This window comes from Pseudomonas sp. Irchel 3F3, assembly GCF_900187545.1.
Lineage (GTDB): Bacteria > Pseudomonadota > Gammaproteobacteria > Pseudomonadales > Pseudomonadaceae > Aquipseudomonas > Aquipseudomonas fortuita.
In genome coordinates this window covers 293,239-309,964 of the sequence record NZ_FYDS01000002.1, presented here as the reverse complement: position 1 = coordinate 309,964, position 16,726 = coordinate 293,239, and the positions used below count along the sequence as shown (strand labels likewise).

At 64.0% G+C, this 16,726-nt stretch carries 14 protein-coding genes; 8 read left to right on the top strand and 6 right to left on the bottom strand.

Annotation, left to right across the window (positions count from 1 at the left end):
• The first annotated feature begins 68 nt into the window (after positions 1-68).
• The gene (locus tag CKW35_RS04845) at positions 69-2,489 is read left to right on the top strand and encodes an autotransporter outer membrane beta-barrel domain-containing protein (protein ID WP_095115299.1); all 2,421 of its coding nucleotides are present in this window, start codon (positions 69-71) and stop codon (positions 2,487-2,489) included.
• Here CKW35_RS04845 and CKW35_RS04840 read toward each other — a convergent pair.
• Positions 2,486-3,109, bottom strand: coding sequence for a LysE family translocator (locus CKW35_RS04840; RefSeq protein WP_016487306.1), 624 nt, complete (start codon positions 3,107-3,109; stop codon positions 2,486-2,488). The two genes, CKW35_RS04845 and CKW35_RS04840, sit on opposite strands and share 4 nt — an antisense overlap.
• 131 nt (positions 3,110-3,240) lie before the next feature.
• On the opposite strand from CKW35_RS04840, the gene CKW35_RS04835 reads away from it, so the two are divergent.
• Together CKW35_RS04835 and CKW35_RS04830 are read left to right on the top strand one after the other, a co-directional pair.
• Positions 3,241-4,050: an AraC family transcriptional regulator gene (locus tag CKW35_RS04835; protein WP_095115297.1), complete on the top strand. Its 810-nt coding sequence runs from the start codon at positions 3,241-3,243 to the stop codon at positions 4,048-4,050.
• Positions 4,051-4,164: 114 nt separating this feature from the next.
• Entirely contained in the window at positions 4,165-4,779 is a 615-nt protein-coding gene (locus tag CKW35_RS04830) for a LysE family translocator (RefSeq protein ID WP_023049002.1), read from the top strand.
• Here CKW35_RS04830 and CKW35_RS04825 read toward each other — a convergent pair.
• Positions 4,727-5,452 (bottom strand): metallophosphoesterase, encoded by a 726-nt coding sequence (locus tag CKW35_RS04825; protein ID WP_024717549.1) that lies wholly within the window; start codon positions 5,450-5,452, stop codon positions 4,727-4,729. The two genes, CKW35_RS04830 and CKW35_RS04825, sit on opposite strands and share 53 nt — an antisense overlap.
• Before the next feature lie 216 nt (positions 5,453-5,668).
• On the opposite strand from CKW35_RS04825, the gene CKW35_RS04820 reads away from it, so the two are divergent.
• Positions 5,669-6,412, top strand: coding sequence for a carbon-nitrogen hydrolase family protein (locus CKW35_RS04820; protein WP_016487310.1), 744 nt, complete (start codon positions 5,669-5,671; stop codon positions 6,410-6,412).
• Positions 6,409-6,651 carry a hypothetical protein gene (locus CKW35_RS04815; protein WP_016487311.1) on the top strand — a complete coding sequence of 81 codons (243 nt, stop codon included), beginning with the start codon at positions 6,409-6,411 and terminating at the stop codon, positions 6,649-6,651. Before CKW35_RS04820 ends, CKW35_RS04815 begins: the two co-directional genes overlap by 4 nt.
• A 3-nt stretch (positions 6,652-6,654) precedes the next feature.
• On the opposite strand, the gene CKW35_RS04810 is transcribed toward CKW35_RS04815, so the two are convergent.
• The 4 genes from CKW35_RS04810 to CKW35_RS04795 all read right to left on the bottom strand — a co-directional run bounded on the left by CKW35_RS04810 (position 6,655) and on the right by CKW35_RS04795 (position 10,481).
• Positions 6,655-7,155 (bottom strand): methylated-DNA--[protein]-cysteine S-methyltransferase, encoded by a 501-nt coding sequence (locus CKW35_RS04810; protein WP_016487312.1) that lies wholly within the window; start codon positions 7,153-7,155, stop codon positions 6,655-6,657.
• 69 nt (positions 7,156-7,224) lie between these two features.
• The gene (locus CKW35_RS04805; protein ID WP_095115295.1) at positions 7,225-8,025 is read right to left on the bottom strand and encodes a lipopolysaccharide biosynthesis protein; all 801 of its coding nucleotides are present in this window, start codon (positions 8,023-8,025) and stop codon (positions 7,225-7,227) included.
• A gap of 283 nt (positions 8,026-8,308) precedes the next feature.
• Positions 8,309-9,868, bottom strand: a complete 1,560-nt coding sequence (gene ilvA, locus CKW35_RS04800) for a threonine ammonia-lyase, biosynthetic (RefSeq protein ID WP_023049006.1) — start codon at positions 9,866-9,868, stop codon at positions 8,309-8,311.
• Positions 9,869-10,049: 181 nt separating this feature from the next.
• Positions 10,050-10,481, bottom strand: a complete 432-nt coding sequence (locus CKW35_RS04795) for a PACE efflux transporter (protein ID WP_016487315.1) — start codon at positions 10,479-10,481, stop codon at positions 10,050-10,052.
• 193 nt (positions 10,482-10,674) lie between these two features.
• Here CKW35_RS04795 and nrfB point away from each other — a divergent pair, with 193 nt between their 5' ends.
• From nrfB to CKW35_RS04780, 3 genes are read left to right on the top strand one after another with little or no spacing between them, the layout of a single operon-like run.
• The gene (gene nrfB, locus CKW35_RS04790) at positions 10,675-12,849 is read left to right on the top strand and encodes a cyclic di-3',5'-guanylate-activated glycosyltransferase NrfB (RefSeq protein ID WP_060517907.1); all 2,175 of its coding nucleotides are present in this window, start codon (positions 10,675-10,677) and stop codon (positions 12,847-12,849) included.
• A complete protein-coding gene (locus CKW35_RS04785; RefSeq protein WP_095115293.1) occupies positions 12,846-15,851 on the top strand; it encodes a phage receptor in 3,006 nt (1,001 codons plus the stop codon). The genes nrfB and CKW35_RS04785 overlap by 4 nt, the downstream gene beginning before the upstream one ends.
• Positions 15,851-16,690 (top strand): DUF4434 family protein, encoded by an 840-nt coding sequence (locus CKW35_RS04780; protein WP_095115291.1) that lies wholly within the window; start codon positions 15,851-15,853, stop codon positions 16,688-16,690. Before CKW35_RS04785 ends, CKW35_RS04780 begins: the two co-directional genes overlap by 1 nt.
• The last annotated feature ends 36 nt before the right edge of the window (positions 16,691-16,726 follow it).

The following is a 16,726-nucleotide window of genomic DNA, read 5'->3' as shown; positions in this document are numbered from 1 at the left end:
AGGGCCGAAGCCACCCCGTTGGCGTCGCTTCAGGTAGTGGACCCTTCAATGGACCCGGAGACCTGCCTATGCGATGCCCCCGCTTGCTGCTGCCCTTACCCCTGCTGGCACTGCCATTGCTGGCTCATTCCCAATCCCTGACGGTTACACCCGGTGAGACCCTCGGCGCCGTCGTGCAAACCGATGCCGCTGATGAGTTCACCCTCAGCGGCGGGACGGTGCAGTCATTGCAACAAGGCAATGGCGAGGACACCTTCACGATGTCTGGCGGCACGCTAGGGTCGTTGAACCAGGGCGGTGACATGGACACGTTCACCATGACCGGCGGCATCATCACGGGCGCTTTTGAAGACGGTGACACCGCATGGTTCAAAGGCGGCAGCATTGGCCGAATCGATCTCAAGCTCGCTGACAACTTCCTCGAAATTTCCCAGGGGCTCGGGGTCGAAACCGTTGTTGTTGGCAACGTTGTCAGTGGGCTTGGCAACGACACGATCATCATGGCAGGCGGCACCGTCGGCGGTGATATCAGTACCAGTAGCGGCGTTGACAAGATAACCATCAGCGGCGGCACGCTCAAAGGCGAAATACGCACTGGCAACGGCGCGGATGAATTTACCTGGACGGGCGGCCAGATCGGTAAGCGGGTCATTATGGAGAATGACGATGACACCGCCATCGTCCGCGCCCTCGACCTCGGTAACTCTGCCGTTATTCTGGACGGCGGTACCGGCACGGACACACTGACGTTCGAGCAGAGTCAGGTCGGCCAAGGGGCGTCGTACATCAACTGGGAGTCCATCAACCTCCAGCAAGGCAGCCAGCTCACCCTCAACGACACCCTCACGCTGGGAGACCTCGGCAGCGATCAGCCACGCGTGATCCCCGCCACTGGGACAGGCACCCTTCTGATCGATGCAAGCAGCTCGCTGATCAGCCGCCAGGGCAGCATCGTCAGCATCCAGAGTGACAGCAAGGTATCGTTAGTCAACGCCGGCACCCTCGACCTGAGTCGTGGCAACGACGCTCAGGGCCGCCTGACTGTTCAGGGCGATTACACCGGTAACAACGGCACACTGCGCCTGAATAGCGTACTGGCAGGCGATGGCGCTGCCTCCGACCGCCTGGTGGTCAGCCGCGGCGCCATCAGCGGCTCTACGCGATTGTTCGTCAACAACCTCAATGGCGCGGGTGCAACAACCGCACAAAACGGCATCCAGCTCGTCGAAGCCCGTGACGGCGCCACCAGCTCTGCCACTGCATTCGTGCAGACGCAAACGCTATCGGTAGGTGCCTATGACTACCGGTTGTTCAAGGGCGGTGTAACCGCTGGCAGCGAAAACAGCTGGTACCTGCGCTCGACGCTAGTCGCGCCACCCGCTCCAGCACCGGGCCCCGAGCCCGAACAAGCCACACAACCTTCACAGCCGGGCAGGCCGCCGGTAATAGCACCGGCCCAGACGCCACCTGTTGCCGCTCCGGCACCTGGCCAGGTCGACCTGCCCGCCCCCGTGCAAGGCGAAAGCCTGCCGCTGTATCGCCCGGAAGTCCCGGTTTACGCTGCCGCCCCAAGAGGCGCTGCGATCATCGCGCGCCAGGCCTTGGGTACCTTCCATCAACGCCAGGGCGACCAACAGTTGCTCAAAGGCGAAGGCGCCCTGCCTGCCAGTTGGGGACAGGCCTACGGCGGCACGCTTCGCCAGCAATGGAGCGGTACGGTCAGCCCGAGCCTGGAGGGCGACCTGTACGGTTTCAAGGTGGGCCAGGACTTGTATGCCAAGACGGGCGATGGCGGTTATCGCCACCATGTCGGCTTTTACGTCAGCCACAGCCGCCTGGATGCCGACGTCAAAGGTTTCGCCCTGGCCGCGCAAGACCGCAGCGTTGGCGACCTGAAACTTGATGGCGACAGCGTTGGCACTTACTGGGCGTTGGTCGGGCCGCACGGCGCGTACCTGGATGCCGTGTTGCAGTACACCCGTCTCGATGGGCGGGCCCGCTCGCAGCGCGGCGACAAGCTGGACATCGACGGCCATGCCTGGGCGGCGTCGCTCGAATCCGGCTACCCCATCGCCCTGTCCGAACGCTGGACGCTGGAGCCACAAGCCCAGCTGATTGCACAAAAAGTTTCGCTCGACAGCGCAAGCGATAGTGTCTCGCGCATCAGCCATGACGCCCAGGTAGAGCTGACCGGCCGCTTGGGTGTGCGCCTGGAAGGTGCGTTCACGGGGAGCAGCGGACGCCTGTTGCAACCCTATGCGCAGGTCAACCTGTGGCACGGCGACGGTGGCCGCGACACCCTGACCTTCGATGATGTCGACAAGATCAAGACCGACTACCGCTATACCTCGGTGCAACTGGAAAGCGGCGTGGTGGCGCAGGTCAGCGAAGCGCTGAGCCTGCATGGCGGCGTGCAGTACACCGCCAACCTGGACAGCCGCCAGCAGGAAGCCAGCGGCATCAACCTGGGGGTGCGCTGGCAGTTCTAGCGGCGCGCCGCCAACAAGCCGAGGCCGGCGCAGCCCAGCAGGGAGGCGCTGACCCGGTTGAACAAACGGCGCGGGCCGGGCTGGCTGAACCAGCGCTGCATGTAGGCGCCAAGGCCTGCGTAGAGGGCTATGGCCGCCCATTCCAGCAGCAGGAACAACAGCCCCAACCACAGGAACTGCTCGCTTACCGGGGTGGTGCTGCCGACCGAGACGAATTGCGGCAGGAAGGCGGTGAAGATCAGGATGGCCTTGGGGTTGCCAGCTGCCACCCAAAACTCCTGCCGCGTCAGGCGCCAGGTGCCACGCGGGTGATCGGCTGCCACCACGGCCTCGCCTACCGGTGCGCGCCACAGTTGCCAGGCGATGTAGAACAGGTACGCCGCCCCCACTACCTTGATGGCCAGGAACAGGTATTCACTGGTGTGCAGCACCACGGCCAGGCCCATGGCCGCCAAGGCGATCATGCCGCTGAAGGCGACGATGCGACCACCACCGGCCACGCAGGCCGTGCGCAGGCCGTAGCGGCTGGCGTTGTGCAGCGACAGCAGGTTGTTCGGCCCTGGCGCCATGTTCAGGGCGAAGCAGGCGGGGATGAAAAGCAGCAGGCTTGAAAGGTCCATTGTTGTTTTCCTTGGGCAACAGGCGTCTATTTCGGCGTGTGCCGGGCCTTGCGGTCAAGTTACAGCCAGCGATAAAAACTGTATGGGTACGCGGCACCTGTTACGCTGCGGGCGAAATAGAGGACCTTGTGATGCCCCGCTCCCACGCCGAGCTGTGGCGCGACCCGGCACTCCCGCATGTGGAAAGCCGACGCGCCTGTCATAGCCGCGCCTGTTACAAGGCCCACAGCCACCCGACGTTCTCCATCGGTGCGGTGGATGCTGGCCACAGCCATTTCAGCGGCGCCGCACATGGGCAGGAACGGCTGACACCCGGCACGCTGGTATTGGTGCCAGCCCACCGCGTACATGCCTGCAACCCCCAACCCGGGCAAGCCTGGAGCTACCAGATGCTGCATGTGGATGCCGACTGGCTGACCCAGGTGCGGCTGGAGTCGGGGCTGGGCGGCGCCGGGCCCGGTGAGCCGGCGCGTATCTGCCGGGTGGCAGCGGTGTATGGGCAGTTCTGCGAGCTGAACAGGTTGCTGTTCTCCAGCGCCAGCAACAGTGAGAAGGATGCGGCGCTGATTGCCTTTGTGGGTGACCTGGACTTTTCCGCCCAAGCCCCGCTGGCAGCAGCCCCCGCCTTGGGGGCAACTGCGTTGAGCGGTTTGATCGCACGCCTCGAAGGCCAGGACCCCGCGCAACTGAGCCTGGAGGTGCTGGCCCGCGAGGCCGGCCTTGGGCGCTACCAGTTGATCCGCGCATTCCGCACGGCCACAGGGTTGACGCCGCATGCCTATCTGCTCAATGCCCGGGTCAATCGCGGGCGGCAGTTGCTGGGCGAAGGGCTGGCGTTGGCGGAGGTGGCCTACCGCCTCGGGTTTGCCGATCAAAGCCATTTCCAACGGGTATTCAAAGCCCATGTGGGTGTGACGCCGGGGCAGTATCGGGGCGATTAGAGGCCTGTGCGCTCCTGCACAGGGACAGTGCCCCGCTTTGTTTGCAATATTGTTCAATACGCTGGGGCAGGCCCGGCAGCAGACTGCGGTTTTTCCCGCAGAGCCGCGCCGCCCATGCAACCGTTCCTGATCATTGCCCTCGCCCACTTCCTCGCCCTGCTCTCACCCGGCCCGGACTTCTTCCTGGTCGCACGCAGTTCGATCAACAGCGGCTGGCGCATCGCCAGCGGCGCCTGCCTGGGCATTGCCCTGGCCAATGGCGCGTTCATCGCCATGGCCTTCACCGGCCTGTCTGTGCTGCAGGAAGGCAGCCTGCTGTTCACTGCACTGCAACTGGCCGGCGCCAGCTACCTGCTTTACATCGGCATTCTGTTCCTGCGCCACGCCGGGCAAACCCGCCTGGGCGCAGTCGCAGGCAACCCGAGGGTTCAAGGCTGGTGGCGCAATCTGGGCATGGGCTTGTTGTCCGGTATCCTCAACCCCAAGAACGCGCTGTTCTATGCCAGCCTCGCCAGCATGGTCGCCAGCGCCAGCGCCGGCTGGAAATCGGCCTACGCGCTGTGGATGTTCAGCATCGTCCTGCTCTGGGACCTGCTGGTCGCCGTGGCCATCGGCAACCAACGAGTACTGCGGCATTTCGCTCGCAGCCTGCCGTGGCTTGAGCGGGCCTCAGGGATCATGCTGGTGATCCTGGCCGCCGCGCTGTTGATGCATCTGGCGCAGGGCTGACCAGTTGCAGGGTACGCATGTCCATCAAGGTGAAATGGCCGCTAGCCCACCCCCCTGTATCCAGGTGCCAGACATTGCCCAGCAGCTTTGCCTCCAGCACCGGTGTGTGGCCGACCAGCAATGCACGCAGGCCCTGCACCTGCTGCGTATCACCTTGTTTCAGGCGCCGCCGCGACCACTGGCATACCTGGCGTACTTCAGGGTCGTCATCCAGCTGCAGACAGGAACGTAGCGCTGCCCAATCTGCAAACGGGCTGTCTGCATGCAGCAGCCCGACCAGGCCGGCCGCGCTTTCCACTTCGATGGCAATCGGCAATTGCTCGAAGCGTTCCACGAAACGCAATTGCGCCTTGCGCGGCAGGTCCAGGAACCAGCTTCCACCCGCTGCGCGGTACATCTCCAGGTCAAGCCGCCCCCCTCGCACGCGGGTAATTGCCAGCGCCTCATGGTTACCTTGCACCGCATGGAACCAGGGCCGCGCGAGCCACTCCAGCGCGGCCTCGCTGTGCGGCCCACGGTCGACCAGGTCACCCACACTGAACAGGCGGTCTATGGCCGGATCAAAACCCACCGCATCCAGGCACTGCTCCAGGCGCTGGAAGTGGCCATGGATATCACCCACTGCCAAGTCACGTCCCCGGATATTGGCGAGTAACCGCCGAAACCGTCCCATTGCAATCTCCCTCTGCAGGCGCTGCCATGGCGGGCGTAAAATGCAGGCTGCCCCCGGTGTGTGCCGGGCCCATGGCGCTTCACTGGATAGCATGGCACACGGCGCGCCAGCCGCGCACGCCGACGTGCTCGGCAACCTGAATAACCCTTCACTGGCACTGCCATTGATGCCAATAGTATGCTCGACCCTTCAACCTGAACCAGGGAAGGGTTTTTCATGAAACTGTGCGCCGTGCAACTGGCGTCGCTCAAGGGCGATTTGCCAGGCAACCTCCAGCGTCATCTGGCCTGCATCGAGCAAGCTGCGGCCTTTGGCGCCGAGCTGGTGGTTTTCCCCGAACTGTCGCTGACCGGCTATGAGCCAAGCCTTGCGCGCCAGGCCGCCTTGCCGGTCAGCTCTGAACGGCTGGGCCCGCTGCAGGCAGCCAGTGACCGCTTGGGTCTCACCGTTGCCGTAGGCCTGCCGTTGCCGACACCCGACGGCATTCGCATCGGCATGCCGATCTTCAGCCCCGGGGCACCGCGCCAGGCCTATGCCAAACGGCGCCTGCATGATGACGAGCTGCCCTACTTCACCCCAGGCGATCAGGCACTGCTGCTGCAGGCTGGCAACCATCGGGTGGCACCGGCGATCTGCTACGAATCGATGTTCATGGCGCATGCGGCCGCCGCCCGCGAGCACGGCGCCGACCTGTATCTGGTCAGTGTGGCGAAAACCGCCAAGGGCATCCGCGAGGGCTACGCGCATTACCCCGAGGTGGCACGTGAACTGTCAATGCCGGTGTTGATGGCCAACTGCGTGGGGCCGGCCGATACCTTCATCGGTGCCGGCGGGTCGGCAGCGTGGGACAGCCAGGGGCGCTTGCTGGCCAGCCTGGATGATCACAGTGAGGGGCTGATCATGCTGGACACTGGCAATGCCAGCGCAATGGCCCTGCCTTTGCACCTGCACGCGCCATGATTTACCTGTTTCTGGCGTTGCTGAGTTACGCCTGCACCTACTATCTGGTCGGTTTGCTGATCCGGGGCCAGCTTGCCGACGTGGCCGAGGGTTTGCGCCATCGGCCCGATGCACCCACTCCCGGCGAGTACCTGCGTACGGTAAAAGCCCATGCCCGCCGGGCCCATCGGCAGTACACCCTGATGGCAGGCTCGGTGCTTGCGATATTGGTTTGCCTGCTCGCCAGTTGGTTCAGGTGACGCCTACAAGTCCAATGCCAGGCTTTGCCGACCTTCCAGCGCCAGCAGATACTGCTTGGCCGCCAGGCCACCGGCAAAGCCTGTCAGGCTGCCCGAGGCACCGATCACACGGTGGCACGGGGCGATGATCGAGATCGGGTTGCGGCCGTTGGCAGCGCCTACCGCTCGCACCGCGCTGGGGTTGCCGATCTGCCGGGCGATGTCGCCGTAGCTGCGGGTTTCACCAAAGGGTATTGCCAGCAGCGCGGCCCACACCTGGCGCTGAAACTCGGTACCGGCAAAATCCAGCGCCAGCTCGAAGCGCTGGCGCTTGCCGGCAAAATACTCGCCAAGCTGCCGCGCGGTGTCCAGTAGCACCGGGCACTGGTCGTCACGGTGCAAAGCACCGAGCCGCACGCGGTTTTCCCGTTCCTCTTCCCACAGTACGGCTGCCAGGCACTCGCCGCGGGCCACCAGGGTCAGGGTGCCGACGGGCGATTGCATGAACGTGAAAGCGCTGGACATAGCGGGCTCCGCAGATGGCGATCAACCTACTGTACGCATCCACAGTTCCTCATGCACCCGCTTTCTTGCTCAGGTAATTGCACAGCCGGCAATGTGCCGCGCCTGGCTGAGGTTGACCTTGGGGATCAGTTCGGCAGGAATGCGCGACCTCGCCGACAGGTTGTAGACATGGAAATGCTCGTTGAGCACTTCCCTTGCCATCAGCGCCAACGACGGCAGGATACGGCTCTCCCAATGCTGGTCGAGCCCGCACGGCGAACACTGCCCCTGGCCGTTCTCGTAGAAGCGCCCAACGCGCTGATCGAGATCTACCCCGACCAGCAACACTTCTTCAAAGCCAAGGTGATAAGCCAGCTGCAACGCCACATACGCCACTGTGCGGGCATCGAAAAAACCATGGCCCAGGTCTTTGCTGAAGGCAATCGAGCGGCTGCGTTTGCTCCACAGTGCGCGGTTGCAAACGCAGCTGTCACCATGGCCACGCAAACCGTCCAGCAGGCCCGGCGTGTCGGCTTTGCGCAAGGCGTAACACTCGGTGTCGGCGGGCACATCGGCCCCGGCATACTGCTCGGGCCAGAGCGCCAGGCGCTCGCTGTCGCGCAACGCCGTGGCGAACAAGCCCGGCTGTTGCTTGGGGAAGCTTTTGTCGGTACATACATAGAAAAAAGGCCGGATACCGTGCTCGGCGGTCATCGAAACTGAACCGTTCATGGCAATGATGGGCAGATGTGCGAATTCGCCCAGCGGAAAATGCTTGGCAGAAGCGCCGGAGGCAAGGATCACCACGGGGCCCTGCCGGGAGTTGCGACACGCCTCAAAACTGGAGAACGCCCCGCGTTCAGCACTTGGCTGCGACGGAAGTGTGTTCATCAATGTCATCTTTAACTGGACAGTACAAACCACAATACTGGTCCGTGTATAGGCCGTGGCCGCATTTACCCAACTTTACCTAACTGAACCTAATCGGCCGCCACGTCCCTGTGTCGCGGTTGCGAGCGGCTACACAGTGCCCGGACAGTAACGGCTTAATGGCGCCGGGTCCCGCTGCAGCCTTCACAGCAGACCACCTTGGCCCGGTGATTGTTCCCCCACGGTGAATCAGCAAACCCGATGGGGCCGCCCAGCGGCCCCCGATAGTGGTGTGGGTCAGCCGTCAGCCCAGGAACAGCTTGTACGCCGGGTTGTCAGTCTCATCCCAATACCGATACCCCATCTCATTCAGCGCCAACGGCAAGCCCGCCAACTCATCGCCCGGCACCTCCAGCGCAGCAAATACCCGGGCCTCCGCCGCCCCGTGGTTGCGGTAATGGAACAGGCTGATGTTCCAGCGCTTGCCCAACCGTTCCAGAAAGCCCAGCAGCGCCCCTGGCCGCTCGGGAAACTCGAAGCGCAGCACCCGCTCATCAGCACCTGGCGCTGCGTGGCCACCCACGGTATGACGCACATGCAGTTTGGCCAGCTCGTTGTCGGTCAGGTCCAGCACGCTGTAACCCTGCTCGCGCAGGTTGGCCAGCAGCTGGTCACGCGGGTCGTGCACAGGGTGGGTCTGTACCCCGACGAACAGCCGCGCTTCCTTGCCGGGGTAATAGCGGTAGTTGAATTCGGTGATTTGCCGCTTGCCCAGTGCCTGGCAGAAGGCGCGGAAGCTGCCTGGCTGCTCAGGGATGGTGACCGCAATGATCGCCTCGCGCTGCTCGCCCAATTCAGCCCGCTCGGCCACGTGGCGCAGGCGGTCGAAATTCACATTCGCCCCGGAGTCAATGGCCACCAGTGTCTGCCCCTGCACTCCATCACGTGCCACGTACTTCTTGATCCCGGCCACGGCCAGGGCACCGGACGGCTCAGTGATAGAGCGGGTATCGTCGTAGATGTCCTTGATTGCCGCGCACAGCTCGTCACTGCTGACGGTCACCACTTCGTCGACAAAATGCCGGCACAGCTCGAAGCAGTGGGCGCCGATCTGCGCCACCGCTACACCGTCGGCAAAGGTGCCGACCTGCGGCAGGATCACCCGTTCCCCGGCGGCCAGGGCGGCCTGCAGGCAGTTGGAGTCCTCCGGCTCGACGCCGATCACCTTCACCTCTGGGCGCAGGTACTTCACGTAGGCGGCGATACCAGCGATCAGCCCACCACCGCCCACCGGTACAAAAATGGCGTCCAGCGCGCCCGGGTGCTGACGCAGGATTTCCATGGCCACGGTGCCTTGCCCGGCGATCACGTCCGGGTCATCGAAGGGCGGCACAAAAGTAGCGCCTTCGCTATCGGCCAGCTTCAGCGCGTGGGCCAAAGCGTGTGGGAAGCTCTCACCGTGCAGCACCACATGCCCGCCGCGCGAACGCACCCCCTCCACCTTCAGTGACGGCGTGGTGGTCGGCATGACGATGGTCGCCTTCATGCCAAGGTGCGACGCTGCCAGGGCCACGCCCTGGGCATGGTTGCCCGCCGAGGCGGTGATTACCCCACGCTCACGCTGCACAGCACTGAGGCGCGACAGGCGGGTATAGGCGCCGCGGATCTTGAACGAGAAGGTAGGCTGCAGGTCTTCGCGCTTGAGCAACACTTGGTTACCCAGGCTGGCAGATAGCGCAGGCGCCGCTTGCAGGGGCGTTTCGATGGCCAGGTCGTACACCGGCGCGGCCAGAATGCGCCGCACCTGCTCCGACAGCAGTTGCTGGGGGGTGACGGTAGTACGAGGGACGCTGAAACTGGTCATCAATGACTCCTTGGCTGTTTTCACGTTGCCCAGGAGTCAGAGAGAAAAAACCCGCCTCCAGGGCGGGTCAGGTGCACGTACGCGCTAGCCCGCCAAGCTGATAATGGCGGTAATAATAATGGCGTTCACATGCGGGAAGGTATTCATGGGGTAGGAACTTAGCCGGTAGTGCGGCACAAAGTCAACACTTGGCCTGCTGCGCCGAAAGCGGCACATCGAACACCTTGTCGAAGCCCCACTGGAAGGCAAAGGCATAAACGAAGAAGAACACGAACAGCGCCAGGTTGGTCAGCAGTGCCGCCCACAGGCTCACATCCAGCCAGTACGCCACCAGTGGCAGCAGGATCACCACCAACCCGCCCTCGAAGCCCAAGGCGTGCAGCAAGCGCCGCATGAAGGTGCGCTCACGCTGGCGCTGGCGCGCTTCCCAGCGTTCGAATACCCAGTTGTAGCCCATGTTCCAGCTCATCGCGATGCCTGACATCAGCACCGACAGTACCGCCGACTGCGCCATGCCGGCGCCAAACGCCAGCTCCAGCGCAGGCGCCACGCAGGCGACGGCGATGGCTTCGTAAAGAATGGCCTGGACGATCTTGCGGGCCTTGCCTTGCATGTTCAGCTCCCTGGGTAAACGACCTGTAAAACTACAAGATGTGGCCCACAAGAAAAAGCCCGAAATTTGGACAACAGCGCGTTCGGCTGCTTGTATTTACCCCGTACAAATAGCGTCATTTTGTACAACTTCGTCGAGGGAACCGAGCGAGGATAAGGACGATGGCCCACTCTGCCGTGCCGGTGACTGCCCCATGAGCCTGGCATTCATCGATTTTCTCACCTATGTGCTATTCGGTCTGAAGATCCTGGCGATCATGCTTGCCTCGTTGATGTTCCTGCTCGGCCTGGACGACCTGTTCATCGACCTGTGCTACTGGGGGCGCAAGTTGATACGGCGTTTTCGCATCTACGACAAGCATCAAAGGGCCGACGAGAAGCGCTTGTTCGAAGTCCCGGAAAAACCTTTGGCCATCATGGTCCCGGCCTGGAACGAAGTCGGCGTAGTGGGTGAAATGGCTCGCCTGGCAGCCTCGACCATCGACTACGAGAACTACCAGATCTTCGTCGGCACCTACCCCAACGACCCACAAACCCAGGCCGATGTGGACGCGGTGTGCCTGCATTACCCCAACGTGCACAAAGTGGTGTGCGCACGCCCTGGCCCCACCAGCAAGGCTGACTGCCTGAACAACATCATCGACGCCTTGCTGCGCTTCCAGCAGGACGCTGGCATCGAGTTTGCCGGTTTCATCCTGCATGACGCCGAAGACGTGATCTCGCCCATGGAGCTGCGGCTGTTCAACTACCTGCTGCCGAACAAAGACATGATCCAGATCCCGGTCTATCCCTACGCACCGGAATGGAAAGGCTTTACCGCCGGCCACTATGTCGACGAATTTGCCGAAAACCACGGCAAGGACGTCATCGTCCGCGAAGCACTGACCGGTCAGGTGCCCAGCGCCGGCGTCGGCACCTGCTTCAGCCGCCGGGCCATCGGCGCGCTGCTGGAGGACGGCGACGGCATTGCCTTCGACGTCCAGAGCCTTACTGAAGACTACGACATTGGCTTTCGGCTGAAGCAAAAGGGCATGAAGTGCATTTTTGCCCGCTATTCCATCACCGACCCGGCACTGACCCTAAAGCAGGCATGGCGTCCGGGCATGAGCCGGGCGTTTTCGCAGGTGATCTGCGTGCGCGAGCACTTCCCGCGTGACTGGCAGCATGCCATCCGGCAGAAGTCGCGCTGGATCGTGGGTATCGTGTTCCAAGGCACCAGCAACCTCGGCTGGAGCCGCACAGGGGCGCTCAACTACTTCCTCTGGCGCGACCGCCGTGGGCTGTTCGCCTATCTGCTGAGCTTTTTGGTCAACTTGTTGTTGCTGGTGTTGCTGGCCATGTGGCTGGTGACGGTGATTGCGCCGGATGCATGGCGCTTCATGTCAATCCTCAGCGACAGCTGGCTGCTGTCCACCTTGCTGTGGCTGAACGGGCTGCTGCTGTTGAACCGCCTGTTCCAGCGGGGCTGGTTCGTCACCCGTTTCTACGGCATCGGCGAAGGTTTGCTGTCGGCACCGCGGATGATGTGGAGCAACTTCGTCAACTTCTTCGCCAACCTGCGGGCCCTGCGCCAGGTGATGGAAATGGGTGACTCGCGCCGCGTGGCCTGGGACAAGACCACCCATGAATTTCCCGCCATCGCCGCCCCTGCGCGCACGCCGCTGGGCCAGCGTCTGGTGGCCAAGGGGCTGATCAATGACGAACAGCTGCAACAGGCACTCACCAGCCCGGTACGCCGGCGCCTGGGACGCGAACTGCTGCTGCGTGGCTGGGTAACCAGCGAGCAACTGGTGGCCACCCTGGCCGAGCAGCTGGACTTGCCCTGGGCGCCCTTGAACCCGTTCAAGCTCGACCCGCAATTGATCGCCAAACTGCCGCGCAAGCTGGCCACCCACTATGCGGTGCTGCCGGTAGACGAAGACGGTGACACGCTGATCCTGGCCAGCGAGAGCCCTGTCAGCCAAGTCTCGCTGGGGGTGATCAGCCGCCACCTTAAACGCCCGGTCACAGCACGCCTGGCGCCTCAGGGCCGTGTGACACTGGGCCTGCGCTATCACTACCCCAGTCCCTGGCAGAAGCCAGAAACCCGCGCCATGCTGGCCGTGCTTGAACGCCACCAGGACAATGAGGCGCTGCTGGAACGGGTTAGCCATCACCAGGTCATGCTCGGCGCGCTGCTGCAGGTGCGCGGCATGGTCCCTGTGACCCTGTTCAACCAGGCTTTGATCGACTTTGACCCCGAACACCAAAGCCTCGGCGAGCACCTGATTGCCCGCGGCATCATCACCGAGCAGGTGCTGGAACAGGCCCTGATCGAACAGGCCAGTGAACAGCAGGCCGCCATTGATCTGACCCGGGAGGTGGCATGAAGCCGCGCGTTTCCCTCACCTTTACTGGCCTGTTGCTGTGCGCCGCCGCCCTGCCTGTTGCGGCTTCGACGCCGATGACCGACTTCCAGCGGTTCACCAGTTTCCCGTTCATGGACCGCAGCTATCGCGAAGCCAGGAAAGACAACTGGGCCGAGGTGGAGCGCCTGACCCGCCACGTGCTGGGGCGAGTGCCCAACAACGACGAGGCCCGCGCACTGCTGGTAGAGGCCCTGGCCCATCAACGCCGCTACAAGGAAGCCCAAGCGCAGGCCGAACAGCTGGGCGGCAGCCCCGAATACGCGGACGCCCTGCTGGAACTGCGCCTGACCTGGATCGAACAGGACCCACCGCCCGCCAGCCAGGTGGAACAATGGCTGGCGGCCAGTGAGGGTAATCAGCGCGTGCGCCTGTGGCAGGCCTACAGCCTGAGCCTGGCCAAATTCGGCGGTGCGGGTAAGGCGCTGGACTGGCTCAGCCAGTTGCCCCCCAGGGGTGACGGCCAGGTATTGCGCCTGGCTCGGGCCAACTTCGCCGAACAACTACGCAACTGGCAGGAAACCATCGAGCAACTGCAGCCGCTCGCCGACAAGGGCCAGTTGCCCGCCGAAGACTGGCAACGCCTGGCCAATGCCTATGTCCAGCAGGTGAACGAAAAAGGGCTGAACAAGCTGCTGGCCAGCGCGCCCTCCCCTCAAGCGGCGGATCAGGCGCGCCTGGCCATGGCCAACCGCGCTATCGCCGTGGGTCACAACCAGCAAGCCCAGCGCTGGTTGCAGTCGCTGTCGCCCGATCAGCTGAATCAGCCCGACCAGCGTCAACAGCTGTGGGAGCTGGCCCGCGAAGGTGATGATGCGGCACTGGTGCGCCGCCTGAGCAACGACCTGCAGCGCCCCTGCCTGGACACCGTCGACTGGCTGTCACGCCATGACCCGAACCTGGCCCGCGAACAGTTCAAAGGCTGCACACCCACTACCGACACACGCGCCTACGCCGTGCTCAAGCAACGCCTGTATGGCGACCCGCCGCAACCCCCACAACCGCGCACAGCCAGCGAATGGGAAAACCGCTACCGGCAAAGTGGCGACCTGGCCGCACTGGAGCAAGCTACGTTTCTGCTGGTGGAACAGGGCCAGGCCGGACACGCCCGGCAACTGCTGGAACAGGCCTACGATCGCCGTCAGGGCCGCCTCAGCCCATCGCTGTTGCAGCGTTTGGGCAACCTGTTTGCCCGCAACGATGGGCCGCTGGACAGCCACCGCATGCTCGGCCTGATCCCCCGGGTCGATGCCAGTACCCGTGCCCAGTTGCTCGGCCGTCTGGCCGAGGCCGGCCAGTGCGACGCCGTTCGCCAGGCGGTGCCGGCCACCCCCCGCGAGCCCGGCCAGTACCGCGCCCTGGGCCGCTGCGCCATGCCCGACCAACCCGGTGAAGCGGTGGTCTACTACCAGGCCGCCGAACGCCTGGGCGACGCCGGCAACCGCCTGGCGTTGGCCTATGCACTTGAAGCGGCCGGCGATTCCGAAGCCGCGCTGCCTATCTGGCGCAGCCTGCCGGACAGCGCCTGGACCGACAACGCCCGCCTCACGGCCGCCGGTGGCGCGCTAGACACAGGCGACGCTGACGCGGCCCGCCGCTATTGGGACGCTGCCGCACACCACAGCGCCGATGACTGGGCACTGGGCGCAGCCATTGCCCAGCGCCAAGGCGATTACCAGGCTGCCTTGGGGTTTCAGCGCCAGGCACTGGCAAGCAGCCCACGAGCCGACCACTACTACGCCGCGGCCAGCACCGCGCAGCTGGCCGGCGACAGCGCCCAGAGCATGGCCTGGCTCGCCGAAGCCGTGCGCCTGGCCCCCGATCAGCCGCGTTACCGCGCCGACTACGGCATGCGCCTGGCCGGCTCGACAGACAAGGCCCAGCGCCGCCAGTCGATCCCCTACCTGACGCGTGCCACCCACGACTTCCCCGAGGATTATCGCCTCGGCGAAACCCTGGCCTTGCGCTACGACGAAGCTGAAGACAGCGCCTCAGCCCGCAGCGAACTGCGCCGCATCCTCGATGTGGAGCAGAACCTGGTCGCCGGTGACGATGAATACGGCAGCCTGGAAGCCCGCAAATACCGCCAGCGCCGTGCCCACGAAAGCCTGTCACGGCGTGACACCATCACCCTGGCCAGCACCTGGTCACCCGCCGGCACCTCGACCAACGACAAGTTTCTCGACAACGGCCAGCGCAGCGGCAGCTCACGCCGTGCCCAATCGCAGAACGTGCAGTTAGCCATGTGGGACCATGCCCTGGGCGAAGAACCCAGCCGCAACGGCAGCACGCTGTCGGTGTATGGCCGGGTACTGTTCGGTGGCCAGAGCCGCACCGACTATGCGCAAAGCATGGGTACCGGGGTCGGCCTGCGTTACAAGCCGCTCGGCCAGGCCAACCTCAACCTATACGCCGAGCTGTACCACCAGCGGCAGATCGACGAAGCGCACTACCGCGGCCTGAGCCTTGGCCAGTTGCTGAGCCCGGCCAAGGTCGGCGGCAACTGGGGCGATCTGCGCCACAATGCCGAATCGAGCAACGACCTGCTGCTACGCGCCACCGCCTCGTTCCTCGACCAGGGCAACTGGCGCAATGACTGGCGTGTGGATGAAGACGACTGGAACGAGCGCTTCCTCTACCTCGACGCGGCCTGGTGGACCCGCGCCGGGGACCACGCCTGGCTGTCACGCTACCAGCAAGGCCACGCCTGGAAGCTGCCCGGCAGCTCCCCGCAAACCCTCATGCCCTATGGCTTTGTCGAGTTTTCCAGCCAGGACCCGAGCAACGACTGGCGTCAGGACGCCCGGGCCGGGGTTGGCGTGCGCTGGCAATGGTGGTTTGATGACGATCGCTATAACGCCTACCGTGGCTCACTGAAAGTGCGTGCCGAGTACCAGCAGTCGCTGGGCGGCAACCTTTACCAGCGCGCCAACGGCGTGCTGGTCGGTGCGGAGATGACCTTCTGATGCGTACGCTCCTCGCCATCTGCCTGTTTGCCGTGTGCCTGCCTGCCACCGCCGATCAGCGCCTGTTCTACCAACCGCTCAACCGCGATGCCACTGTCACCCCCGCCCAGTGGCAACAACTGTGGCATGCCACCGTGGCCCAGGGCGGCAACACCCTGATCGTGCAATGGAGCGCCTATGGCGACAGCGACTTCGGCGGCGCCCAAGGCTGGCTGGCCAGCAGCCTGCGCAGCGCCCGTGTACAAGGCTTGCGGTTGGTGCTGGGCCTCTACATGGACCCCGCCTACTACAAACGCCTGGACGAGCTGGACGGCGAGGGCCTGAACAGCTATTGGAAAGCGCAGCTGGGGCGCTCACTCAGCCAGTACCAGCAACTGCGTCAGGCCTGGCAATTGCCGGTGGAGGGCTGGTACCTGCCCATGGAACTGGACGACCAGCATTTTCGCGACCCCGCGCGTCGCGAAGCGCTGTACAGCCAGTTACAGGCCTTCAACCGCCAACTGGACAAGCCTCTGCACATCAGTGCCTTCAGCGCAGGCAAGCTGTCGCCCCGGGTCAATGGCGCCTGGCTGGATCAACTGGCAGGCCTGGGCTTGACTGTGTGGTGGCAGGATGGCGCCGGCACCGGGCGATTACCGCCGTTGGTGCGCCAGGGTTACGAACAGGCCTTGCCGTGCCGAATAGGTGTAGTGCGCGAGGCGTTTCGCCAGGTGAGTGTGCCAGGTCAGGCATTCAGGGCTGAGCCTGCCGAGCCGACGCTGGTTGGCGGGTGCCATCTCGAGGCGGTGTTTGACTTGCGCTACCGGCCCTGGGCCCGGGGTGTTTTGCCACAGAATTGAGTCGCCAGGGCCAGCCCTGGCAAAGCAGTACCCCCA